General features: G+C 37.8%; 20 protein-coding genes, 2 tRNA genes and 3 pseudogenes. 10 read left to right on the top strand and 15 right to left on the bottom strand.

Annotation, left to right across the window (positions count from 1 at the left end):
• Positions 1-11: 11 nt before the first annotated feature.
• From cgtA to CDG55_RS06135, 7 genes are all read right to left on the bottom strand, one after another.
• Positions 12-1,232 (bottom strand): Obg family GTPase CgtA, encoded by a 1,221-nt coding sequence (gene cgtA / locus CDG55_RS06170; protein WP_087537112.1) that lies wholly within the window; start codon positions 1,230-1,232, stop codon positions 12-14.
• 426 nt (positions 1,233-1,658) lie between these two features.
• A complete protein-coding gene (locus CDG55_RS06165) occupies positions 1,659-3,116 on the bottom strand; it encodes a glyceraldehyde-3-phosphate dehydrogenase (RefSeq protein ID WP_087537111.1) in 1,458 nt (485 codons plus the stop codon).
• A 421-nt stretch (positions 3,117-3,537) separates the two neighbouring features.
• Positions 3,538-4,289 (bottom strand): IS5 family transposase gene (locus CDG55_RS06160; RefSeq protein ID WP_111313912.1). Its coding sequence is split into 2 segments (ribosomal slippage): positions 3,538-3,953 and positions 3,953-4,289, totalling 753 coding nucleotides; the frame shifts between segments, so codons are not numbered across the junction.
• A 329-nt stretch (positions 4,290-4,618) separates the two neighbouring features.
• On the bottom strand, positions 4,619-5,557 hold the full coding sequence (gene rarD, locus CDG55_RS06150; protein WP_087536288.1) for an EamA family transporter RarD: 939 nt from the start codon (positions 5,555-5,557) through the stop codon (positions 4,619-4,621).
• 103 nt (positions 5,558-5,660) lie between these two features.
• Positions 5,661-6,245: a lipocalin family protein gene (locus CDG55_RS06145; protein WP_087536287.1), complete on the bottom strand. Its 585-nt coding sequence runs from the start codon at positions 6,243-6,245 to the stop codon at positions 5,661-5,663.
• Between the two features lie 120 nt (positions 6,246-6,365).
• Entirely contained in the window at positions 6,366-8,390 is a 2,025-nt protein-coding gene (gene uvrB, locus CDG55_RS06140) for an excinuclease ABC subunit UvrB (RefSeq protein WP_087536286.1), read from the bottom strand.
• 56 nt (positions 8,391-8,446) lie between these two features.
• The gene (locus tag CDG55_RS06135) at positions 8,447-9,448 is read right to left on the bottom strand and encodes a tetratricopeptide repeat protein (protein ID WP_228252570.1); all 1,002 of its coding nucleotides are present in this window, start codon (positions 9,446-9,448) and stop codon (positions 8,447-8,449) included.
• Between the two features lie 123 nt (positions 9,449-9,571).
• Between CDG55_RS06135 and CDG55_RS06130 the strand changes: the two genes are divergently transcribed.
• Both CDG55_RS06130 and CDG55_RS06125 read left to right on the top strand, forming a co-directional pair.
• Positions 9,572-10,378 (top strand): hypothetical protein, encoded by an 807-nt coding sequence (locus tag CDG55_RS06130; RefSeq protein ID WP_034602628.1) that lies wholly within the window; start codon positions 9,572-9,574, stop codon positions 10,376-10,378.
• Positions 10,379-10,655: 277 nt separating this feature from the next.
• On the top strand, positions 10,656-12,029 hold the full coding sequence (locus CDG55_RS06125) for a CmpA/NrtA family ABC transporter substrate-binding protein (RefSeq protein WP_228252569.1): 1,374 nt from the start codon (positions 10,656-10,658) through the stop codon (positions 12,027-12,029).
• A 109-nt stretch (positions 12,030-12,138) separates the two neighbouring features.
• Here CDG55_RS06125 and CDG55_RS06120 read toward each other — a convergent pair whose 3' ends face one another.
• A complete protein-coding gene (locus tag CDG55_RS06120; protein WP_005157661.1) occupies positions 12,139-12,318 on the bottom strand; it encodes a hypothetical protein in 180 nt (59 codons plus the stop codon).
• A 213-nt stretch (positions 12,319-12,531) separates the two neighbouring features.
• Between CDG55_RS06120 and CDG55_RS06115 the strand changes: the two genes are divergently transcribed.
• Entirely contained in the window at positions 12,532-13,767 is a 1,236-nt protein-coding gene (locus CDG55_RS06115; protein WP_005157664.1) for a pyridoxal phosphate-dependent aminotransferase, read from the top strand.
• A 91-nt stretch (positions 13,768-13,858) separates the two neighbouring features.
• Here the strand turns inward: CDG55_RS06115 and CDG55_RS06110 are convergent.
• Positions 13,859-14,123 (bottom strand): annotated as a pseudogene (locus CDG55_RS06110) (GFA family protein); the annotation flags it as partial.
• A 255-nt stretch (positions 14,124-14,378) separates the two neighbouring features.
• Entirely contained in the window at positions 14,379-14,810 is a 432-nt protein-coding gene (locus CDG55_RS06105) for a hypothetical protein (protein ID WP_087536283.1), read from the bottom strand.
• A 235-nt stretch (positions 14,811-15,045) separates the two neighbouring features.
• On the opposite strand from CDG55_RS06105, the gene CDG55_RS06100 reads away from it, so the two are divergent.
• From CDG55_RS06100 to CDG55_RS06090, 3 genes are all read left to right on the top strand, one after another.
• A tRNA-Asn gene (locus CDG55_RS06100) sits at positions 15,046-15,121 on the top strand.
• A 200-nt stretch (positions 15,122-15,321) separates the two neighbouring features.
• Positions 15,322-15,397, top strand: a tRNA-Asn gene (locus CDG55_RS06095).
• A 58-nt stretch (positions 15,398-15,455) separates the two neighbouring features.
• Positions 15,456-15,896 (top strand): DUF2726 domain-containing protein, encoded by a 441-nt coding sequence (locus CDG55_RS06090; RefSeq protein ID WP_087536282.1) that lies wholly within the window; start codon positions 15,456-15,458, stop codon positions 15,894-15,896.
• A 21-nt stretch (positions 15,897-15,917) separates the two neighbouring features.
• Here CDG55_RS06090 and CDG55_RS06085 read toward each other — a convergent pair whose 3' ends face one another.
• The 5 genes and pseudogenes from CDG55_RS06085 to glnA form a co-directional block, all read right to left on the bottom strand.
• The gene (locus tag CDG55_RS06085; RefSeq protein ID WP_087536281.1) at positions 15,918-16,124 is read right to left on the bottom strand and encodes a hypothetical protein; all 207 of its coding nucleotides are present in this window, start codon (positions 16,122-16,124) and stop codon (positions 15,918-15,920) included.
• A 106-nt stretch (positions 16,125-16,230) separates the two neighbouring features.
• A pseudogene (locus CDG55_RS06080) lies at positions 16,231-16,806 on the bottom strand (alpha/beta hydrolase); the annotation flags it as partial.
• 184 nt (positions 16,807-16,990) lie between these two features.
• Positions 16,991-17,872 (bottom strand): 4-hydroxybenzoate octaprenyltransferase, encoded by an 882-nt coding sequence (gene ubiA, locus CDG55_RS06075; protein WP_087536280.1) that lies wholly within the window; start codon positions 17,870-17,872, stop codon positions 16,991-16,993.
• Between the two features lie 15 nt (positions 17,873-17,887).
• Entirely contained in the window at positions 17,888-18,379 is a 492-nt protein-coding gene (locus CDG55_RS06070; protein WP_087536279.1) for a chorismate--pyruvate lyase family protein, read from the bottom strand.
• A 125-nt stretch (positions 18,380-18,504) separates the two neighbouring features.
• The gene (glnA, locus tag CDG55_RS06065) at positions 18,505-19,920 is read right to left on the bottom strand and encodes a type I glutamate--ammonia ligase (protein WP_171062418.1); all 1,416 of its coding nucleotides are present in this window, start codon (positions 19,918-19,920) and stop codon (positions 18,505-18,507) included.
• 623 nt (positions 19,921-20,543) lie between these two features.
• Between glnA and CDG55_RS06060 the strand changes: the two genes are divergently transcribed.
• The 4 genes and pseudogenes from CDG55_RS06060 to trpC all read left to right on the top strand — a co-directional run bounded on the left by CDG55_RS06060 (position 20,544) and on the right by trpC (position 24,140).
• Positions 20,544-21,128 (top strand): anthranilate synthase component II, encoded by a 585-nt coding sequence (locus CDG55_RS06060; RefSeq protein ID WP_087536278.1) that lies wholly within the window; start codon positions 20,544-20,546, stop codon positions 21,126-21,128.
• Positions 21,129-21,618: 490 nt separating this feature from the next.
• Positions 21,619-22,015 (top strand): annotated as a pseudogene (locus tag CDG55_RS06055) (cation:dicarboxylate symporter family transporter); the annotation flags it as partial.
• A 259-nt stretch (positions 22,016-22,274) separates the two neighbouring features.
• Entirely contained in the window at positions 22,275-23,324 is a 1,050-nt protein-coding gene (trpD, locus tag CDG55_RS06050; RefSeq protein ID WP_005157688.1) for an anthranilate phosphoribosyltransferase, read from the top strand.
• 9 nt (positions 23,325-23,333) lie between these two features.
• Entirely contained in the window at positions 23,334-24,140 is an 807-nt protein-coding gene (trpC, locus tag CDG55_RS06045; RefSeq protein ID WP_087536277.1) for an indole-3-glycerol phosphate synthase TrpC, read from the top strand.
• Positions 24,141-24,195 lie beyond the last annotated feature (55 nt).

The raw sequence follows: 24,195 nt of genomic DNA, 5'->3' as shown, positions 1-24,195 counted from the left end.
TCCTCGGTTCACTAGTCGCGTACGTAAATACTTTCTACGCCGCCTTCATCCTCATCGTCATCAAAATCATCTTCATCGTCTTCTAAGCCAGCTTCACGCTGAGCTTTACGCATAGCACGATAAGCTTCTTTTGCTGCGATGGTTTGTTCACGTGTCTCAGCCTCAAGCTGCTCACGGAATGCTTTCATTTCTGCTGCATACTCAGGATCTTCAACTTCACGCTCACGCTGTTGCTCGATCTGATCCATTAAGTAATAAACAACTTCTTTCGTGCCTTCTGACATCAAACCAGAAGTTTTAAATACAGGACCTTCCCATTGCAATTCATCAAGAATATGCTGACACCACTCTTCTCTTGATTCTTCAGGAAGTTGGTCAAGTTTGTTCAAGACAAGAACCACAGGGAGCTTTGCCAAAGTTGGTGAGAATTTCACCAACTCACCCAAAATTGCTTTGGCGTTATGCGCTGGATCTGAACCATCAATCGGTTGAACATCAACAATATGCAACAGGATACGAGTACGTGCCAAATGCTTAAGGAAACGAATCCCAAGACCCGCACCTTCTGCTGCACCTTCAATCAGACCTGGAATATCGGCCATAACGAATGAACGATGACGGTCTGCATCAACCACCCCAAGATTAGGAATCATTGTGGTAAATGGATAATCCGCAACTTTTGGTTTTGCCGCACTGACTGCACGAATAAACGTTGATTTACCTGCATTTGGCATACCCAACAAGCCAACATCTGCAAGTACTTTCAACTCTAAACGTACTTCTCGGTATTCACCTTTGATACCATGAGTGCATTTACGTGGAGAACGATTCGTTGAAGACTTAAAGTGTGTGTTACCTAAACCACCATCACCACCATTGGCTACTTTGACACGTTGACCATCAGCAACCAAATCACCAATAATATCACCAGACTCAATATCAACGATGGTTGTACCTACAGGTACTCTTAAAACAACATCTTCACCACCACGACCTGAACAGTTTGCACCACGACCATTTTTACCACGTTCAGCACGGAATCGACGCGTATAACGATAATCTACGAGCGTACCTGTGTCATCATCGGCTTGGATATAAATACTTCCACCACGTCCCCCGTCTCCACCATCTGGACCACCAAAAGGGATAAATTTTTCACGGCGAAAACTGGCTACGCCATTGCCACCGTCGCCAGCCTCTACGGTTATGACTGCTTCATCAACAAAGCGCATGTGCCAATCCTCTAAATTCTTAAAAGCGGACTATTTTGCCACATTTTAATAAATTTCTCGAATAGATTTACTCAGCTCTGCATGAATTTTATTAAGCAATCAATCAACTTCTTTAAAAAACTCAAATAAATCTGCTTTTTAATTATTTTTCACATAATTTCGGCTTTGTTGCACAAACCTATCTGTACAGGCTTTTTCATCGATATAATTTTCAAATGAAGAAGCCTACACACAAAATCTACCGCACAACCATATGCATACTGATACTTGCAACTAAAATAGTAAATATATATTTTTTCATTATGAAGCACTTTTATTTATTAGAGACTTAATTAAACATACGGTAAATTAAAATACAATATTTTAGATATACCTAAGTATAAAAAAGGAGCTTTAAATCAGCTCCTTTTTTTCAACTTTTACAAATTATGCATTTGTTTCAGCTGGAATTTTTGTATAGCTTACGCCACACATTTGTTCAGCGATACGCAATACTTGGCAGCTATAACCCACTTCGTTATCGTACCAAACATACGCTGTTAAACGTGTACCAGAAGTGATTGTTGCTTGCGCATCAAACACACCTGCAGTACGTGAACCAATAAAGTCACTTGATACAACTTCAGTCGAGTTTGTATAACCAATTTGACCTTGTAGGCTAGAATTAATCGAGATTTGACGAATGTATTCGTTCACTTCTTCACGATCAACTTCTTTCTCTAGGTTTAAGTTCAAGATCGCAAGTGAAACGTTTGGTGTAGGAACACGTACAGAGTTACCTGTTAACTTGCCTTTAAGACCTGGTAATGCTTTCGCAACTGCTTTCGCAGCACCTGTTTCAGTGATCACCATGTTTAATGTCGCAGCACGACCACGACGGTCAGCCTTGTGGTAGTTATCAATTAAGTTTTGATCGTTTGTGAATGAGTGAACTGTTTCAACATGACCATTTAATACTTTGTATTTGTCATCTAAAACTTTTAATACAGGTGTAATTGCGTTCGTAGTACAGCTTGCAGCAGAGATGATTTTGTCTTCATCTAAAATATCTGTATTGTTTACGCCGTATACAACGTTCTTCATCTCACCTTTACTTGGTGCAGTCAAGACTACACGTGCAATACCTGCACATTTCAAGTGTTGGCTTAGACCTTCAGCATCACGCCATTTACCTGTATTGTCGATCAAAAGCGCATTTTCAATACCATAAGCGGTGTAATCCACTTCGCTTGGGCTTGAAGCATAGATCACTTTAATGAATTGACCGTTTGCAATGATTGCTTCGTTTTCTTCATCAACAGAAATTGTACCGTCAAAAGTACCGTGAATAGAGTCACGACGTAATAATGAAGCACGTTTCGCCAAGTCACCGTCAGATGATTTACGAACTACAATCGCTTTAAGGCTTAAACCACGACCTAAACCAGATTGGCTAATGATTAAACGCGCTAAGATACGACCAATACGACCGAAACCGTAAAGAACGACATCTTTAGGTTCTTCAGATTTTGCTTTACCTTCAATCGAAGCAACGGCATTTGCAACAAATACATCTACATCGCCACCTTGATTTTTATATTCAACAGCAAGTTTACCGATGTCTACTTCAGCAGAACCAATGTTTTCAATTTTCATTAACGCTTCCAAAATTGGGAAGGTATGAACAACTGAAAGTTCTACATCAAGCATACGTGTACGGCGATGTGATTTTAAAATTTGAATCACTGAACGGTTTATTAAAGAACGACCGTAAACAGAAACAACAATATTTTTCTCACGGTATAATTGACCAATCAAAGCAATCATGCGTTCCGCGATTTCTTCACGGTTTTTCCAACGACCTTGATGTTCTGCGTGTAGGGCAACAATAGTGTCTTTGCTCACAGTTACGTCCTCAAATTTAATATCTATACTGGGCGTGAATTTTTAAAACGCCATAATTGTAATGGAATTATCATCAAGATTGAATCAAAAGCTGTTAATTGAGTTAAGATTTTGTCCTAATTGACTATAAATTCATAAAATACCTATAATTATTTTTGTGATTTTAGGGAAACTCTTTTGCAATCATCTAAATACATGCTGTTTGTCTAACTTTAATAACAGTTTTACTGATAACTTAACGCTATCGTTGTTTGACTCAAACAGTATGCTAAAAATAAGTAAAAACGGAAGTGATACATGACAAATCATTTAACGAGAGAAATCGTATAAACTAATGTAAAAACATGAAATAAAAAGAATAAAGTATTTAAAATGATCTCTAATTATCTACAGCACATAAACAACTAGGGTTTGTTGAGAATTACCGAGAGTTAATTAAACTCGCGCACAATTGAATCATGGCTTCAAAACTCGTATCTGTTTTACAACTACGCATCGCTATACGTTTAAATTCTTTTAACTTACAGAAATAGTTTTCAATGAGATGACGCCATTTATACATAATCGTATCAAAGGCTCTCATTACTTTTCGATTAGATTTGGGTGGGATCACCACTTTCACTTTACGTTCATTGAGTTCTTGGATGAGCCAATCTGCATCAAATGCTTTATCCGCTAGTAATGCTTGAAAATCAACATCTTCAATTAAAGGTTTGGTTTCTACTAAATCGTGATATTGACCAGGCATTAATCGAAACTTAATGAGGTTGCCTAGACTATCCACTAAGGCAAGAATTTTACAAGTCATTCCACCTCGAGATTTACCTATAGACTGTTTGAAGGTCCCCCTTTTGCACCTTGGCCATGTCGATGAACTTTAACAATCGTTCCATCAATCATGGCGTATTCCAAATCAACATCTTCATTTACAGATGCAAAAATAGTTTCAAATACACCAGCTTTCACCCAGTCACGGTATCTTTTAAAGACGGTATTCCATTTACCAAAATGAGGAGGTAGATCACGCCATGGACTGCCTGTACGGGCAATCCAGAGGACTGCTTCTAAGAATAATCGATTATCTTTTCCACTACGACCTCGATCGGTCACTTTACCTAGGCAAAAAGGTTCCATTTTTGCCCATTGGGCATCAGTAAGTATGTATCTATCCATAGTACTATTATAAATTAATCAGTTGCCTTTGTTAATTCTCAACAAGCCCTAAAATGAATTTTAAATTATGGTTATTACTCATCAGCATCCCTCTTGCTTGCGAAGTATCGATGGGTTTTATTGGAATGATCGGATTAGTTCTGACAAATATCGTCTATTTCCCTATTTCTTGGCTTGGAGAACCATTCTTCAATTGTAATGGCGAAGTCGGTTGCCTACCTAAAGAATACGGTCGTATCTTAATGTTTCTACTCATAAACTTAAGCTATTATTTATATTCAAAATTAAAGCAAGAAAAACCAGTTTAACTGGTTTATTCAGCGCCCAATCTATTGATCATCACCTAAACGTTGCGAATACTGTTTTAAATTCAATTCCAAATGCTGCTTGCGACGCCTTTGCTGATAAAGATGTAACGCCCCTTCTATCACCAATACCAATACGGCCAACCAAATAGGAATATAGGTCAACCATTCACCTTGACCAATTTTTTCACCAAGCACCAACGATGCCAATGCCAATAAAACAGGTTCTAAATAGCCCAGTAAACCAAAAATAATCAGCGGCAAATAACGACTTGCTAAAATATAACTTCCTAGGCCAATCGCACTCAACAAACCCAAACCTAGAACGACAACTCCCAAACTAGGATGCTCTAAAAACTTTAAATATGGAGTTTCACCTGTCTGAGTAAAGAAAATCGCAATTGGCAGGATCAAGAATAAATCCCACCAAAAACCACCTAAGTTGTCCGTTTGAATTTTTTTACGAAGAATAAAGTAAGCTGCATAACCTAAAGCAACAAAAGCAGTTTCCCAAGCTATTGTACCTAGGCGCCAAATCTCATGCCCAACACCAAATACTGCCAAAAATACTGCGAGATACTGTAACTTAGACAATTTCTCACCATATAAAAAGCTTCCAGCAAGCACAAGAACCAAAGGCAACAAGAAATACCCCAAAGAAACTTGTAACCCACGACCATGCATAGGTCCCCATAAAAACAACCATAATTGTGCCGAGGTCAGTATGGAAGTGATCATTAGAAACACTAATAAACTAGGCTTTGCTATGATTCGATTAAATATGGTTTTGATATGCGTCAAGTCACCACTAAACCACATAAATAAAGTCAAAAATGGAATTGTGGCAATAATTCGCCACCCAAAAGTTTGTTCACTATCTAATGCACCCAGTAATTGAGTGTAAAAATACAGAACCCCAAAGGTGACAGAAGCCAAAACTGAATAAGCGATGCCTTTTAACATTTTGACCTCAGAAGCATTTGGGACGTATCTTAAAAACGTGAATTATCCACTATATAAAAATAAAAAAACCATGCAAGCATGGTTTTAACTAAGTATAACCGATTTAGCGATGTTCAGGGTAAATCACATCATGAATATCATAGCCTAATGATTTGGCATAATTTAGATATTCATGAATAATTTCTTTTTTCGGCTGAGGTGTACGTGACAACACCCATAGATATTTACGGCGTGGTTCACCCACAAGCACGGTTTGATAATCTTCATCAAGCTTTAAAACCCAGTAATCTCCGCGTGCAACAGGAATCCAACGCACAGCTTCTGGTAAAAAGCTCACTCTTAATTTGGTGTTAAAAGGCGCATTCGCAACAAACGCCTCACCTAAACTGCGTTGTAAAGTACCCTCACCATCATAACATTTGTTATCAACAACAATATTGCCATTTTCGTTTAACGTATAAGTTGCTGTCACGTTATAAGCGCATTTACGTTCAAAGAACATTGGCTTACGAGCAACCTCACACCAAACACCTAAATATTTATCCAGTTCTACTTTATCAACTGTAGGTAAAGACTTTGATTGTGCATAAGCAATCGTTCCTACAGCCAGTCCAGTTAAGACCACTCCACCAATTGCAATTTTTGTTAAACGCCAACTTGCTTTAGGGAAATTCTTAATCAGCGGCATGGGAAATCCTCAAAACAGAAATTTGTTATCAATAGTCATATATTTAGCTTTTCAACATAGCCTATTTTATAAGCAAAGATTGTTGCGATATGTATCCCTCTTGAGGATTTCTCTACTAGATTACGATTGCAACATATGGGCTTTGAGACGAACAATCTCATCTCGCAATCTAGCTGCTTGCTCAAACTGAAGCTCTTTTGAAGCTTTTAACATCTCTTTTTCAAGCTTGGTAATATGCTTGGCAAACAGTTTTGGATCCGATAAAAGATGCTGTTCGTCGGCACTGATACTCTGCGCTTGCTCTAACACTTTTTCATCAATTTCATCATCACTAAGTACTTCACCCGTATCGATTTCTTTAATTGCTTGGCGCACCGCACTACGTGGGGTAATACCGTGTAATTCATTAAATTCAATTTGTTTGTTACGACGACGATCTGTTTCATCCATCGCTTTACGCATCGAGTCAGTAATACGATCTGCATATAAAATCGCTTTACCTTTCACATTACGTGCTGCACGACCAATGGTTTGAATCAAAGAACGTTCTGAACGTAAGAAACCTTCTTTATCTGCATCTAAGATTGCAACCAAAGATACTTCTGGCATATCCAGACCTTCCCGCAGTAGGTTAATCCCAACCAGAACATCATGTACACCTGTACGCAACTCATGGATGATCTTCACACGTTCAACAGTATCAATATCCGAGTGCAGATACGCGACTTTAACGCCATATTCTTTCAGGTATGAGGTTAAATCTTCCGCCATACGTTTAGTCAAAGTTGTCACAAGGACACGTTCATTTAATTGTTTACGAATATTGATTTCAGAAAGTACATCATCGACTTGAGTTAATACTGGACGTACTTCAATTTCAGGATCAATCAAGCCTGTTGGGCGAACGACCTGCTCAACAATTTGCTCTGACTTTTCTAATTCGTAATGTGCAGGCGTTGCACTCACAAAAACCGTGGTCGGAACAATTCGCTCCCACTCTTCAAATTTCATTGGACGGTTATCCAAAGCACTGGGTAAGCGGAAACCATAATTCACCAAGTTTTCTTTACGTGAACGGTCACCTTTATACATCGCACCAATTTGAGGAACTGTCACATGCGATTCATCAATAATCAGCAAGGCATCTTCAGGGATATAATCAAATAAAGTCGGCGGCGCTTCGCCTGCTGTGCGGCCTGAAAGATGGCGAGAGTAGTTTTCAATCCCATTGGTATAACCCAACTGTTGCATCATCTCTAAATCATAGCGAGTACGCTGTTCGATACGTTGCGCTTCCAGTAATTTGTCATGATCCTTGAAAAATTTAAGCTGATCCTTCAATTCATCTTTAATGGTATCAATCGCACGAGTTAAATAATCTTTTGGCGTAACATAATGACTTTTCGGATAAATCGTCACTCGTGGCACTTTACGCACCAATTTTCCTGTCAATGGGTCAAACCAGCGAATCGAATCAACCTCATCATCAAATAACTCCACTCGAATCGCATCTTTATCCGACTCGGCAGGGAAAATATCAATGATTTCGCCACGAATACGATAAGTACCACGCAAGAACTCCAATTCATTACGGGTATATTGCATTTCCACCAAACGGCGAATGATCTCATCACGACTGACGCGATCGCCTTGCACAATATGCAACAGCATTTGCATATAGGCATTCGGATCACCTAAACCATAAATCGCAGAAACTGAAGCGACAATAATCGCATCACGACGCTCTAATAAAGCACGCGTTGCAGAAAGACGCATTTGGTCAATGTGGTCGTTGATTGCTGAGTCTTTTTCGATAAAGGTATCGGATGATGGCACATAGGCTTCTGGTTGATAGTAATCGTAATAACTGACGAAATACTCGACCGCATTGTTTGGGAAAAATGCCTTGAACTCACCATAGAGCTGTGCCGCAAGCGTTTTGTTATGTGCCATTACAATGGTGGGACGTTGCGTCTGAGCAATCACATTCGCCATTGTATAGGTCTTGCCCGAGCCTGTAACCCCAAGTAGCAATTGATTACGAAAACCCTGTTCAATCCCACTTACAAGCTTCTCAATCGCCTGAGGTTGATCACCTGCTGGCTGGTAGTTGGTGACTAACTCAAAAGGTTGGTTTTCGCTCACAGGCTTACTCTTTTCTGATCAGGTGACTTTTATTAATAAGGTCGAATTCACAATTTTCAACGTTCAACATCTAGTGCTTTAAGACTTCTTTTTGCTGGTGCATAGCCCAAACGTGCTGATTGTTCAAAATATAATTGAGCCTGAATGACATCACACAATACCCCTTTACCTTGCAAATAAAGATTTCCCAAACTAAACATGGCTTCAGGAATCCTATATTGTGCAGCGTATGAATAAAGTTCAATCGCTTTTTTATAATCCTGTGCAACACCCAACCCATGCTCATATTTATCAGCCAAATTATTAGTCGCCCTCGGGTAGCCTTGTCGGGCAGCCTCATGATACCAGTAGACTGCTTTCTTATAATCCTGAGGAAAACCCTCTCTTCCATATTCATAATTAATGCCAAGTTGAAATTGTGCCTGAGCAAATCCTTGTTCACCACTTTTAATCAGATAATCAAAAAATAAATTTTTTTCAGATTCTAAATACACCTTATTTTCAATACGATCTCTCGGCTGAAAGAGAATATAGTAACCATGTTCACGAGCTAGATATTCACTGGCAATGGCATGACCATTTTGGCTAGCCAATTCAAAATATTGTCTCGCTTTCTTTCTGATCTGTAAAACATATTGTTCATCCCGACCTTTTGGTTCATGGTTTGAATAATACATTGCCAAAGCCAATGCAGCTTCCATATCCCCCTCATTTTCCAGCCATTTTTCCAATTCAGCAAGATAATAAACCACATAATCCTGCATATTGTTTGTGCTATGGTCAATATAATGTAAAGTCTTTGTTCCTTTTGCCTTGAAAGCATCTATGGCATATCCATAAGACATTTCTTCACCCTGTTCAGAAATAAAAGGGATTCTTTTTATTTTTTTACCTGTTTTGTCATATTCCAAATCAGCAATTTGAATAGGAATAAAACCATATTTAAAATGTAAAGGTGAATAGGCATCTAAACCCCGATAACTTATTAAGGCAAAATCCCCTTTTTGTACAATACGCCCATTGGTATAAAGTAGATTCCCTGCTTTGGATTGATTCATTTTCATCTATCACACTGTTTTTGTTATCTTTCAACAATAACATAAAACTTTTACATTTAGCACTTGACCATCAACCTAATCAACTGCAACATGAACTCATTACGCTATTTCAATGATAACAATATGTCTTACCAATACCATGATGAAAGCATTGTCACCGAACTGCCCGAAGATACAGTATTTGTTTTTGGTAGTAATCTAGCTGGAATACATGATAGTGGGGCCGCACGTGTCGCGGCACAACATTTCGCAGCAGTTAACGGTGTCGGACGAGGTTGGGCTGGGCAAAGTTTTGCTATTCCAACTTTAAATGAACATATCCAACAAATGCCACTTTCTCAAATTGAGCACTATGTCGATGATTTTAAAATTTATGCTAAAAATCATCCTAAAGTGAAATATTTTTTAACGGCACTCGGTTGTGGCATTGCGGGTTATAAAGTTTCTGAAATTGCCCCTTTATTCAAAGGAATTCATTCGAATGTGATTTTTCCAGAATCCTTTCGACCTTACATCGAGGACGATGCTGTTTCGCAATTTCCAGATCTGACTGCCAAAATGGTGCATAGCTTTATCTGTGATGAAGTCATTTTTTATTTTAATCATGGGTATGAATCTTTTGAAGAAGCTTTAGAACAAACAAAACTAAGCCCTTCAGAAAAAGCCATCGCGTTAATTGTACTTAATGAAGAACTTTATCCGCGTGATCGTTATGGAAGAGGCCGTGAATATGAAATTAACGATATATTAGCCAAATTGAATGGCAAAATATTTGATTTTCATGATAATTCTGAAGGTCCAATGATCTTTGTTAGTGCAATTATTGCATTAATGGAGCTCTATGATTTCGATGAGCAAGACTTTATTGCTTTATGGCAGGGCAAAAGTATTATTAAGCATCCTGTTCATCGCACCTTAAAAAAACATTAACTCACTCGATGATGAATCAGGTTTTATCTTTCAAGCATAAAACTTGATTCTTCCCATAATTACAATTTGGTTACAACATCCAAAATCCACAAAAAATAAATTACAAGATAATGATATTTAATAAAAAATTAATAAAAAATCATCACAAAATTCGCAAACACTAAAATCCATACAAGTGTATAAAATCAAAGCAATCTCAATGACTTACACAAAAATTAAAATAATGGCATGTTTTTTGCTTTTTATCTATTAATGTTTATTACTGACGGGGAATTACATGAGAAAAGTATTTTTTAATAAGGCATTCATCATATCTTATATGGCGAGCCTTATTTTATTCGTCACTGGCTGCCAGCCATCCCCTGATAGTAATGCAGCTGAATCAACCACAGAAAAAACGGCGCTAAAAATTGGTTTTGTTAAATTAACAGATATGGCACCTTTAGCCGTTGCTGTTGAGAAAGGTTTTTTTAAAGACGAAGGGCTATCAGTCCAACTCGAAGTACAACCCAACTGGAAGCTGTTATATACACGTGTACAAAAAGGTGAATTAGACGGTGCGCAAATGCTTGCCGCAATGCCACTTGCGTCCATAACGGAAAAACCAAGTGGTACAGAAATTATCACGCCATTTACCATGTCTTACAATGGTGCAGGGATCACCGTTTCAAATGAGATATGGTCGGAAATGAAAAATAACATTCCACTAGAAGACGGTAAACCGCAGCATCCGATTAGTGCATCAGCACTTAAACCGATTGTGGATCAATACAAACAAAAGCATAAGCCTTTTAATTTAGGCATAACTTTTCCAACAGGCACACATAATTATATGTTGCGCTATTGGTTAGCTGCTGGTGGTATCAACCCAGGTATGTATGATCCAAATAAAAATGATTTGAGTGGCAATATCGGTGCCGACGTAACCCTTTCCGTTGTACCACCACCAGAAATGATGGCAAAAATGGTAACAGAAACAACCTTAGGATACTCAGTCGGTGAACCTTGGAATCAAAAAGCAGTGAAAAAAGGCTTTGGTGTTCCCGTCATTACATCTGATGTGTTATGGGATAATGGTGCTGATAAAGTATATGGAGTTACCACATCGTTTGCAGAACAAAATCCAAATACCACAGTAAAAGTTGTAAAAGCACTCATTCGTGCATCAAACTGGTTAGATGAAAATGATTATGCACATCGTAAAGAAGCAGCTAAACTCATCGCTCAAACAAATTATATTGGTGTCGATGAAGATATTATTACCAATAGCTTGACGGGTGTTTTTGAATATGAAAAAGGTGATATTCGCCCGTTAAAATCATTTAATACTTTCTTTACAGGACAATATGGTATTCCTTACTATTCAGATGCAATCTGGTGGTTAACTCAAATGCGTCGCTGGGGACAAATTGCGGAGACTAAACCGAATAATTGGTACCTTGAAACCGCTCAAAAAGCCTATCGCCCAGACATCTACACAAAGGCTGCAAATAGTTTAATCGCTGAAGGTAAAATGAAAAAAGAACAATTTCCAAACCTTGCAACAGCAACATTCATAAAACCACCACAAACCAGTCGTTTAGATGGAGTTGTGTTTGATGCCAATAAACCAACCGCATTTTTAGCAGCATTTAAGATTGGTAATAAATAAAAATTAATCAAATAAAAAAAGCCAATGATACGTTTATATAAACATGTCATTGGCTTTTTTATCGACTCATCTTTTAGGAAGCTACTGGGAAAGTATCCTCCATCAAAAATTATCGTTTCCCCATCGAACGACGTGTACCACGCGGTGGCATCCAAGTACGATCTGCATATTGCTCAGGTTTTGGTCGCACCTGATTATGCGTAGCATCCTCAGAGTTATCCTGAGTAGATGGCATAGGGAAAGGTAATTTGACTAAAGCTTTCTTGGCTTTAGGTTGTTGCGCAGTCATTGAAATTCTCTCGAAATTTAAATTTCTAGCGCCCATTGTAATAGATTTTTATTATTTTGCTAAAATTAAAATATGTAAAAAGTACTGTACGATCTAAACCTATAATTTAGTAACTTTTTATTCAATAAAGGTAAGTTTCAGCCACAAATAAACCGATTTAAGCTAAAATGAGCTGCTTTTTTATTTTCTAATCCCATAAGAAGGAATAATGCCGTGGACGTACGTCTCTCTGATCGTGTCAATGCCATCAAACCGTCCCCTACACTTGCAGTAACCAACAAAGCCGCTGAGCTTAAAGCTGCTGGTAAAAACGTAATTGGTTTAGGTGCAGGCGAACCAGACTTTGATACACCTCAACATATCAAAGATGCTGCTATTGAAGCGATTAATAAAGGCTTTACAAAATATACAGCTGTAGACGGTACTCCAAGTTTAAAAAAAGCAATTATCGCAAAATTAAAACGTGATAATAACTTAGACTACCAACCTAATCAGATTTTAGTATCTTGTGGTGGTAAACAAAGTTTCTTTAACTTGGCACTTGCTTTGTTAAACAAAGGTGATGAAGTAATCATTCCTGCGCCATTCTGGGTAAGCTATCCAGATATGGTAATTATTGCTGAAGGTACGCCTGTTATTGTGAAATGTGGTGAAGAACAACGCTTCAAAATCACACCAGAACAATTGGAAGCTGCGATTACACCAAATACACGTTTACTTGTATTAAACAGCCCGTCTAATCCAACAGGTATGATTTATACCAAAGCTGAATTAGAAGCTTTGGCTGAGGTACTTCGTCGTCATCCACAAGTATTAATTGCTTCTGATGACATGTACGAACCAATTCGTTGGGAAGATGAGTTCTATAACATCGCAACAATTGCACCTGACTTATATGATCGTACAATTGTCCTTAACGGCGTATCAAAAGCGTATGCAATGACAGGTTGGCGTATTGGTTACGCTGCTGGTCCAGCAAAACTCATTGGTGCGATGAAAAATATTCAATCTCAATCGACATCTAACCCAACTTCAATTTCTCAAGTTGCGGCAGAAGCGGCATTGAACGGTCCGCAAGATGTATTAAAACCAATGATTGAAGCATTTAAACGCCGTCATGACCTTGTGGTAAATGGCTTAAATGAAATCAACGGTATTTCTTGTCTGCCTGCTGATGGCGCATTCTATGCCTATGCCAATATCCGTCCATTAATCCGTGCCAAAGGTTTAAAATCTTGCACAGAATTCTCTGAATGGTTGCTTGAAGAAACTGGTGTAGCTGTTGTACCTGGTGATGCTTTTGGTTTAGGTGGTTTTATGCGTATTTCTTATGCAACTGCTGATGATGTATTAGTTGATGCTTTAGCGCGTATTAAAAAAGCAGCAGACTCAATTGATGGTGTCGATGCCGCAATTGCTTCGATTGCAGCAGAAAAAGCCGCTCAATAATCTGAGTTGCGATAAAAAGAAGCTTCTTAATGAAGCTTCTTTTTTTGTCTTTATGAATCAGCTAAAAATTTATTCTTTTGCTTCTGCGTTAAATAAAGCAATAATTCTGATCTTTAGTGCGCCAAAATAAATTTGTGCCACAAGCATTACAGAACCCACGCTCGCCCCAAGCCGATGAATTGTAGATAGAGAAATGGTCTGGTTTTAAAAAAATTTAAGCTGCCCTGTTTCACATCAATCGTCATAATCACACCACTGGTCTGTCGACGACAAATTGAGCAATGACAAGCATGTACGTCATGATTGCTTAATTCAACTTCAAATGTGGTTTCACCACAAACACATTGCCCTTTCATTATAAATTTACCTTTTATTCAAAATTATTATCAATTAATTTTAGAAGAAAATAAAAAAAATATTGAATTTAATAATTTCTGCAACATAATTTTATATTCATAAGATACTTCAAAAAATAATCTACTTCTTTTACTTCATACACATCAGCTTGATTTAGATTGATACGAAAATAAGGGCGATAATATTAAAAATTATACAGTGACATACATATACGCCCTTTCATTTTATGCTGTAGATTTATGCTTACTATAACTTCATGCAATCGCTTTATTTTCATGATAGTTTTTTGGTCGTGAGCATAAGTGACTGAAAACAGCATATTGCCAAATACTCTTCACTTGTACAGCTACAATTTTATTTTCTGCAACTGACCAAGCTAATGCAGTATTTGCACCCAAAATAAGCTCACCACCGAGCTGAAACAAATACAAAGGAAAATGCTCATTCACCGTTAATACATTTTTCTGCGTCAATAAATTTTTAGCGTTTTGAATTTTCCATTTATCACCAAACCAAAGTTGCAATAAATCGCCTAGAAATAAAGCTTGTTGCTTAAATGGAAATGTATTCAAAAAGCAGTTTTCAACTGATGTGTAATACTGCTGAGGATCTTCAATGATTTCAAGATAATGATCTTGATAAAAAGATAAATTTGAAAAAATAGATTGAATACTAAGAATAGTCATTTTGACCTCCGATTTAGCCATTTTAGTGCTGGCAAGTTGGGTTAAATCCACACTGTCTAGATAAAAATCTAAACACTTTACTGTTTCGAATCTAACAATAGCCTGATCAAAGTTCAAGTTATTTTTCCGATTTCGCCCTAATTGTGCAAATAAAAAGCATACAGTGAAAAAATGAAAGAAACATGACACTTTTAGCTTGACCGATTTTAAAAGCTGCCTATAATGGCATTCAGATTCTCCCATAGCTCAGTCGGTAGAGCGACGGACTGTTAATCCGCAGGTCCCTGGTTCGAGCCCAGGTGGGAGAGCCAAATTCAAAGAAGCCTATATCCAATATGATATGGGCTTTTTTATTGATCGAAACTCACCCTAGCTCCTAATAAAAACAAAGTATCCTATCCATTAAATTTATAAAAATGCTGATAAAAAGTACAATCAAATCAATATTTAATTTTTTTAGTATTCAGCTCTTGACCACATCCCTATTCATGCATAGAATGCCTATCCAGATTCTCCCATAGCTCAGTCGGTAGAGCGACGGACTGTTAATCCGCAGGTCCCTGGTTCGAGCCCAGGTGGGAGAGCCAAGATTCTAAAAACCCACTCTTATTGAGTGGGTTTTTTATTCATGTATTGATAATAAATATGTTTGCATCTAATCAGATTATCTTCTTGCTTATTGGCTTGATTAGCACAGTATTACTTTTAATTAGTTGCCTACGTTCTTTTCTACCCCAGCAGAAGTTTTTTGCTCGACCTGTTATTACCACATTTGAATCAAAGATGTTCACGAAGCTACAACAGGCATTCCCTAACAATCACATCCTGACACAAGTCGCTTTCAGTGCTTTAATTACCAGCGATCATTATAAAATTCGTAATCAATTCAATCGCAAAGTGGCCGATTTCGTGATTTTAGACCAAGAAATGAATGTATTGGCAATCATCGAACTTGATGATCCAAGTCATATTGGAAAAGAATTAGAAGACAAAAAACGCGATCAAATGCTTTTAGAGGCAGGGTACAAACTGCATCGCTACACACAAATTCCATCTGTAAAACAATTACAGATGGACATTCGATAAATCAAATTTTCTAATTAAGGATTATTCAGACTGAACTGCTGATTCAGCATTTTTCTGTTTTTCAAATTTCTTTGCAATTTCTGCATGTTGTTGATCATATTTTTTCTTGGTTTCCGCATCACTTTTTGCAGCTAGGAAAGCCATTCCTATAATAAAGATCGGGATGAGCAAGCCCAAACCCATTAATAACCAAGGTACTGACTTCTTTTCAGTAGATTGTTGACTCATAAATGATCCAGATCCCAATAACACAACTCATCTTAATGTAACAATATAACAAAAAAGAGCCTCTATGAAGAGACTCTTTTTTGAAAGTTATGATCTAAATAAAAGCTTAAAACTTACCTGCACACTGAGCGTTTTGACTCGTATCTTTTTGAGCATCAGTCAGCACAATACTCGTACCTGCTAACATATATTTTTGAATAAATTCCACTTGCTTTTGCATTTCTACAAATGATCGCCTGCGTATGCGTTGCATTTGGTACGATATCTAATAAATAATTTTCATCATAAGCTGCTTATGGAAAGAATTTTAAAGCATTCTCTTTCATATTCTTAACTAACAGTTGCGTAACTGCTGGCAATAGTGCTTGATCTTTTTCTCCCTGAATAAGTAAGACAGATATCTTAATTACTTTTTCTTTAGTCGCATTGGTTGCAGGCTGAGTCGCCGCTAAGAAATTTTGCACCACAACATCTTCTTTAAATTTAGTTAGATCAATACCAAACTGTATGATTTGATATGTAGGGTCTGCTAAGAAAGCTAAAATTCCCGCTTTAAATTTCCCCTGTAAGCCATTAGCGCTATCTGGAGCTGGATAACTCAAGCAGGTACCAACATCGCAGTACGACCATATGCTAAATCTGCGATATCAGCCGCACCAGACGTAAAGATTTGTTTACAATCATCATTATTATCATTACATGCAGTTAAAAATAAGGCTGAAACAGAGAATGTCATTGCTAAAGCAACTTTTGACCGTTTTATAAAATATCCTTTTGTCTTTGTTTCTTGCACACGAAACTACATGCTGCTTTATTAATGCACAAAAAATACCCTACATAGGACGTTTTTCAACCAATGAATCATTTTAAGACATTAATTCCAAAAAGATTCCCAGAAAAATTATCATTCCTACCCAACGATTGTGACGGAATGCCCAGAAACAAATCTGTGGTTCTCGATCTTTAGTTTTATATGCCTGATAAACAAAATCTCCTGCAACAACAAGTAATGCAACCATTCCAAATGGTATAAAAATATGTTCCAGATACAAAGCCGAGCCAATTAATAACAAGCTAATAAACTGTAATAAACCAATTATCTGTATATCGTAATTACCAAATAAAATTGCGGTAGATTTCACCCCAATTTTCAAATCATATTCACGATCAGTAATTGCATATTGTGTATCATAAGCGACTGTCCAAGCCAAATTACCGAAATATAAAAGCCAACAGGTTAAATCTGGCGTTTGTCCCACCGCAGTGTATGCCATCGGGATTGACCATGAAAAAGCAGCCCCTAAAAACACTTGTGGCAAATTGGTAAAGCGTTTCATAAAAGGATAAATAAACGCTAAAAATAATGCACCAAATGACCAATAAAAGGTTTCGATCGGCAAGAAAAATAGCAAAATAGCACTTGCAGTAACTAAAGCTAAAAATACAAAAACAGCCTCGCGAGCACGAATTACACCTGTAGCTAAAGGGCGTGTTTTTGTACGTTCAACATGCGCATCAACTTTACGGTCAGCAAAATCATTGATCGCACAGCCTGCTGCACGCATAAAAATAACACCCAAAATCATAAGCAATAATATTTTAAGATCTGGTGTCCCTTTTGCAGCAATCCACAAAGCCCACATCGTCGGCCAAAAAACCAATTCTGTACCGATTGGCTTATCAAAGCGGCATAAATAATAATAGGCTTCTAAACGTTGTCGCCAAGTCGTATGTTGCACTGTTTCCATGATGAATCCTTAGAGTCAATGCTGTTGAATAAGCTGCTCAAATGCTGGGAGAAAAGTCTCTTGCACGATAAATTTACAACCATGCCAAGTATAACAACTTTGTCTAGTCCAACCTTCTTCTAGATAAATAACCCTTCTTTCACAAGCTGGATGAGTTCGTTGAAATAAAAACCAACCGATTGGCTTATTACGGATATGCCGAAATAATCGAGCTTTCTTGTGTAGGCTTAAAATTGGAAAAATACTTTTTGCTTTAACCCAAGCCTGCGCCTGATTACCATATAGATTCGTTTCACGTACCCATGCAATATGATGTGCTGGCATTTGCATCCATTGGCTATCGTTAAAAGTGAGTCGTTGAAACTGTTCATTGAGACGCTCGACATGAAATGCCCCCTCACCCAAATCAGTCAATTGCTGAGTGAGAGAACCAGATGCATACAACCATTTTTTTAATTCAGCTGGGATCTCTCGCCCCTTAATTCTGTTTGGTCGTAAATTTCGCATGCTTGGCTCACTAAAAACATCGCAACTAGTTTACATGAATTTCTTTGGAAAAAGCGTATGACTTTCAATTGAATCAAAAACATAAAAAAAAGCTCGCCGAAGCGAGCTTTTTTAAACTAGATGTATTACAGGCTGTAGTACATATCAAATTCAACTGGGTGAGTAGTCGTATTAAGACGACGTACATCTTCAGTTTTAAGTTCGATATATGCATCAAGCATTTCTTTAGTGAATACACCACCTTTCAATAAGAACTCGTGATCCGCTTCAAGTGCAGCAATTGCCATTTCTAAGTTATGAGCAACTGTTGGGATTTTTGCTTCTTCTTCAGGAGGAAGGTCATATAAGTTCTTGTCAGCAGCTTCACCTGGATGGATCTTGTTTTGGATACCATCAAGACCAGCCATTAACAATGCAGCAAAACCTAAGTATGGGTTCATTAATGGATCTGGGAAACGTGCTTCGATACGCTTGCCTTTAGGGCTAGAAACGTAAGGAATACGGATAGAAGCAGAACGGTTACGTGCTGAGTAAGCAAGCATAATCGGAGCTTCGTAGTGTGGAACTAAACGCTTATAAGAGTTTGTACCTGGGTTCGTGATTGCATTCAAGGCACGAGCGTGCTTGATGATACCACCAATGAAGAACAATGCCATTTCAGATAAACCAGCATATTCATCACCAGCAAACAAGTTCTTGCCATCTTTAGAGATAGACATATGAACGTGCATACCAGAACCGTTATCACCTACCATTGGCTTAGGCATGAATGTCGCTGTTTTGCCATATTGATGAGCAACGTTCCAAACTGCATATTTGAACTGCTGAACTTCGTCCGCTTTACGAACCATAGTGTTGAAGCTCACACCAATTTCTAATTGGCAAGAAGCAACTTCGTGGTGATGTACTTCTACACGACCAGGACCCATGATGTCTTCGATACGTGCACACATTTCAGCACGCATGTCTTGATGAGAGTCAACTGGAGGAACTGGGAAATAACCACCTTTAACACGTGGACGGTGACCTGAGTTACCTGCTTCGTAGTCTTTACCTGTAGACCAAGCAGCTTCTTCAGCGATTAATGTGTGGCGCGCGCCAGACATGTCGATGTCCCATTTTACTTCGTCAAAAACGAAAAATTCTGGTTCTGGACCAAAGAATGCAGTATCACCGATACCAGTAGATTTTAAATATTCTTCAGCACGACGAGCAATCGAACGTGGGTCACGCTCGTAACCTTGACCAGTTGAAGGCTCGATTACGTCACAAGTTACAACAACTGTTGGCTCAGCAAAGAACGGGTCAAGAAAACCTGTTTCAGCATCTGGACGTAAGATCATGTCAGAAGCTTCAATGCCTTTCCAACCAGCGATTGAAGAACCATCAAACATTTTACCGTCTTCAAATGTATCTTCATCAATTGTGTCAGCTGGGTAAGTTACGTGTTGCTCTTTACCCTTAGTATCAGTAAAGCGAAAATCGACCCATTTTGCGCCACTTTCTTTGATGAGTTGAAGGACCTTGTTCGCCATGCTCATTTGCTCCAATGAAATTTTTATGCACTTGTTAAGTGCGTGTTAGTTGTTGATATATAATTAGCAATTATCATACCAACAATTGTAAAGCATACCTAAAACATTGAAATTCTTTGCAGAAAAAATGCTTTAAGCTCCATGTCCTATGTCCACTATAATGTTTGCTTTCACAAATGCACCATATTTAAACATTCCGATCTCAGCTCGTCCCCAAAATAGACATAACGAACCAAAGTGGTGCAAAACATATAACAGAGAACTAATGTAGTGCAATTTACACTATCATGAGTTAGCATAAATTCGCTTTTTATATCATTCTTTTGAACTTCATTCCAATCAATTCATTTAGACTTTTGGTTCACTTTGTATATTTTTACTCAAACCTTTAAATTTATTAAGTTTATTCTGATTTTTAAACACGATTTCTTTCATTAAGTAATTAAATCTAGCTAAACATCGGGTAATTGAAATATTCAACATTGATCATTTGTTTTTGTTATGATTATTCTTCTCTATTTTCAACATATTCCTTTAAGCTTCAATAAATCCTAAAGAAATATAACTTTAGAATAGAGTAATCACATTAACAGCTCAATAAAGCAATTATTTTTCAAAAGGTTAAAGTCATGATTCTGATGATCGACAACTACGATTCTTTTACCTACAACATCGTTCAGTACTTTGGCGAGTTGAATCAGGAAGTAAAAGTTGTTCGTAATGATCAAGTGACATTAGAGGACATTGAACGATGGCAGCCAAAATACTTGGTTATAGGCCCAGGTCCTTGCTCACCAAGTGAAGCAGGAATTTCTATTCCTGCAATTAACCATTTTGCGGGTAAAATTCCTTTATTGGGTGTCTGTCTTGGGCATCAAGCGATTGGGCAGGCATTTGGTGGCAAGATTATCCGTGCTAAAACGGTTATGCATGGTCGTTTATCTGATATGCATCACAGTGACAAAGGAATTTTTAGTCATTTACCTTCCCCGTTTGCTGCTACACGTTACCACTCATTAGTAATTGAGCAAGAAACGTTGCCAGAATGTCTAGAGGTGACGTGCTGGACGAACCAAACAGATGGCACAATTGAAGAAATTATGGGTGTGAAACATAAAACACTTCCTGTTGAAGGCGTTCAGTTCCATCCCGAATCTATTTTGAGCGAACATGGTCATCAAATTTTTAAAAACTTCTTAGATATTTACGCTTAATTACTAAGTTTTATTTAAAAACAGCTTATTTGTATTAATAAGCTGTTTTTATTTTGAACATATAAAATCACTATATAATTCATACACACTGATTATTTTTTCAGCACAAAAATCAGGACTTAAAGATCTAATTCAAAGCAAATCATTCTTTTTAAAAAATTAAAATATTTTTCATGTATTTCAGAAGAAAAAATCATCATTATTTTTTCTAGTCTTGAAATTCCTTTTTATTTTTTTAGATTAAGTATAGTCATAGGAAGGATTAAGCTTCATGGGCGCCGAATAATAGAATCTGAATCATTATTTTCTAGAGATATCCCCCTGAAATATCAATCAGGATAACCTATTGTGAATATCTTAATTTTATTGAATATTATTGTTTTTTCTTGTTGATTGCAGGATTATTTTTTAGCTACCGACAAGATTGGAGTCTTTCTAAAAAAGTACTGATCGGTATGATGGCAGAGTAAAACTTGAAGTGCGACATAAACAATTGGGTGTTCCAGAAGGCATCGCCAGTTTTTTCAGCATCATTTGGAGCAACAATAGGTCAAAATGGTTGTGCTGGTTTATACCCAGCTATGCTTGCGGTTATGGTAGCGCCTACAGTAGGAATTAATCCTCTTGAGCCCTTATGGATAGCGCAACTGGTAACAATCGTTACACTGAGTTCAATTGGTGTCGCAGGTGTTGGTGGCGGTGCAACTTTTGCTGCTTTAATTGTATTACCAGCAATGGGATTACCAGTTACTTTAGTGGCTTTGCTGATTTCGATTGAACCGTTAATTGATATGGGTCGTACGGCTTTAAATGTAAATGGCTCCATGACTGCCGGAGTGGCAACGAGTCAAATACTTGGGCTTAGAAACAGCACCAATAACGATTGATCATATATTGTTTCAATCAAAGCCAGTCATTCGATTCGATGATTGGCTTTTGATTTTATACAGATCATGATTAGAAAAGATTAAGAACCACTCTACCTAGCTATTTAAATTAAAATCTAAGCACAAACATAAAACTGAGACTATTTTCTGCTAACATAGCCGATTAGCAAGTGAGCCATTTCTCACAAAACCAAGCCCTTCTCCTTTACTAACCAACTTCACTTAAGAATTTTAATCATTAATGCTGTAACTCATGACTATGAATATCCAACAGGCTCTTAATCACATTACCAAAAACATTCATCTTACCCAGCCACAAATGGAAGATGTCATGCGTAGCATTATGCAGGGCGAAGCAACTGATGCACAAATCGGTGCACTGATGATGGGCTTGCGCATGAAAGGTGAAAGTATTGATGAAATCACTGCAGCAGCACGCATTATGCGTGAGTTTGCAATTAAAATTGATGTGAGTGATATTCCTCACTTGGTCGATATTGTCGGCACAGGTGGAGATGGTCAGAATTTATTTAACGTCTCTACAGCTTCAAGTTTCGTTATCGCTGCTGCTGGTGCAACGATTGCCAAACATGGTAACCGTGGCGTGTCGAGTAAGTCAGGTTCATCCGATGTACTCGAACAAATGGGTATTCAGCTTGATTTAGATATGCAACAAACCGAACGCTGCATCCGTGAAATGGGTGTAGGTTTCCTATTTGCACCAAATCATCATAAAGCCATGCGTTATGCAGTTGCACCTCGTCGTGAGTTAGGTATTCGTAGTATTTTTAATTTACTTGGTCCATTAACCAATCCTGCTGGGGTCAATCGTTTTGTGATTGGGGTATTTTCAGATGAGTTATGCCGCCCTATCGCTGAAGTATTAAAGCAGTTGGGTGCAGTGCATGTACTGGTTGTACACTCTAAAGATGGTTTAGATGAGATCAGTCTTGCAGCACCAACCACAGTTGCTGAACTGAAAGATGGCGAAATTACTGAATGGACTTTGACACCAGATGATGTAGGTATTCCATCTCAAACCCTCACTGGTTTAGTGGTGAATAGTTCAGAAGAAAGCTTAAAGCTAATCAAAGATGCTTTAAGCCGAGATAAATCAGATATTGGTGAAAAAGCAGCAAACATGATTGCACTCAATGCAGGTGCAGGTATTTATGTTGCTGGTATCACCAAGACTTACAAGCAAGCAGTTGAGTTCGCTCAAGATATTCTTTATGGCGGACAAGCCTTAGAAAAAATGAGTATCTTGGCTGAATTTACCAAGACATTGAAACAATATCAGGCAGACTAAGGACTTCTCATGATCGATATTCAAAATACCATTTTAGGTAAAATTGTTGACCGCAAACATGAGGAGCTTGCAACACGTTTAAAACAACGTAGCCTACACGATGTTGAACAGTGGGCAAAAGAAGCAACACCAGTGCGTGGTTTTGCTAAGGCTTTGCAACATAAACGTCCAGCCGTGATTGCTGAAATTAAAAAAGCGTCACCTTCTAAAGGTGTTATTCGTGCAGATTTCAATCCCGCTGAAATTGCACAGCAATATGAACAAGCAGGTGCTGCTTGCTTGTCTGTATTGACAGATGTGGATTTCTTTCAAGGTGCGGATGAAAATATTGCGATTGCACGTAATCACTGTGCCCTACCAGCTTTGCGTAAGGACTTCTTGGTTGATCCTTATAACGTGGTTGAAGCACGTGCCTTACATGCAGATTGTATTTTATTAATCGTGGCATGTTTATCAGATCAACAACTTGAAGAAATGTCAAAAACTGCATTTGAGCATCAACTTGATGTATTGGTTGAAGTGCATGATGAATATGAATTGGAACGTGCGTTAAAGCTTTCTGAGCACTGTATTCTAGGTGTGAATAACCGCAATCTTAAAACCTTTGAGGTGGATTTAAATACTTCATTACGTTTAAAGAAATTGTTACCTGCTTCGCGTGTATTGGTTACTGAAAGTGGTATTGCAACTCCTGCTGATGTAGAAATGATGCAAGCCAATGATATTCATACTTTCCTTGTCGGTGAAAGCTTTATGAAACAGCCTCGTCCAGATCAAGCGTTTACTGAGTTGTTTGGAAAGCCTGAACAGGTTTAAATTTATGGGGTTCAAGGTGAAATTTTGCCTTGAACCTTTTAAATGATGCTAGAAC

The organism is Acinetobacter sp. WCHA45, from assembly GCF_002165255.2.
GTDB lineage: Bacteria > Pseudomonadota > Gammaproteobacteria > Pseudomonadales > Moraxellaceae > Acinetobacter.
The sequence above is the reverse complement of the archived record's forward strand: the minus strand, read 5'-3'. Positions and strand labels throughout refer to the sequence as shown.

What these genes read in the sequence shown, in the direction of transcription:
- cgtA (WP_087537112.1), bottom strand. Translation starts at nt 1,232, where the DNA reads ATGCGCTTTGTTGATGAAGCAGTCATAACCGTAGAGGCTGGCGACGGT.
- rarD (WP_087536288.1), bottom strand. Translation starts at nt 5,557, where the DNA reads ATGTTAAAAGGCATCGCTTATTCAGTTTTGGCTTCTGTCACCTTTGGG.
- CDG55_RS06145 (WP_087536287.1), bottom strand. Translation starts at nt 6,245, where the DNA reads ATGCCGCTGATTAAGAATTTCCCTAAAGCAAGTTGGCGTTTAACAAAA.
- CDG55_RS06135 (WP_228252570.1), bottom strand. Translation starts at nt 9,448, where the DNA reads ATGAATCAATCCAAAGCAGGGAATCTACTTTATACCAATGGGCGTATT.
- CDG55_RS06130 (WP_034602628.1), top strand. Translation starts at nt 9,572, where the DNA reads ATGTCTTACCAATACCATGATGAAAGCATTGTCACCGAACTGCCCGAA.
- CDG55_RS06125 (WP_228252569.1), top strand. Translation starts at nt 10,656, where the DNA reads ATGAGAAAAGTATTTTTTAATAAGGCATTCATCATATCTTATATGGCG.
- CDG55_RS06120 (WP_005157661.1), bottom strand. Translation starts at nt 12,318, where the DNA reads ATGACTGCGCAACAACCTAAAGCCAAGAAAGCTTTAGTCAAATTACCT.
- CDG55_RS06105 (WP_087536283.1), bottom strand. Translation starts at nt 14,810, where the DNA reads ATGACTATTCTTAGTATTCAATCTATTTTTTCAAATTTATCTTTTTAT.
- CDG55_RS06090 (WP_087536282.1), top strand. Translation starts at nt 15,456, where the DNA reads ATGTTTGCATCTAATCAGATTATCTTCTTGCTTATTGGCTTGATTAGC.
- CDG55_RS06085 (WP_087536281.1), bottom strand. Translation starts at nt 16,124, where the DNA reads ATGAGTCAACAATCTACTGAAAAGAAGTCAGTACCTTGGTTATTAATG.
- ubiA (WP_087536280.1), bottom strand. Translation starts at nt 17,872, where the DNA reads ATGGAAACAGTGCAACATACGACTTGGCGACAACGTTTAGAAGCCTAT.
- CDG55_RS06070 (WP_087536279.1), bottom strand. Translation starts at nt 18,379, where the DNA reads ATGCGAAATTTACGACCAAACAGAATTAAGGGGCGAGAGATCCCAGCT.
- glnA (WP_171062418.1), bottom strand. Translation starts at nt 19,920, where the DNA reads ATGAGCATGGCGAACAAGGTCCTTCAACTCATCAAAGAAAGTGGCGCA.
- CDG55_RS06060 (WP_087536278.1), top strand. Translation starts at nt 20,544, where the DNA reads ATGATTCTGATGATCGACAACTACGATTCTTTTACCTACAACATCGTT.
- trpD (WP_005157688.1), top strand. Translation starts at nt 22,275, where the DNA reads ATGAATATCCAACAGGCTCTTAATCACATTACCAAAAACATTCATCTT.
- trpC (WP_087536277.1), top strand. Translation starts at nt 23,334, where the DNA reads ATGATCGATATTCAAAATACCATTTTAGGTAAAATTGTTGACCGCAAA.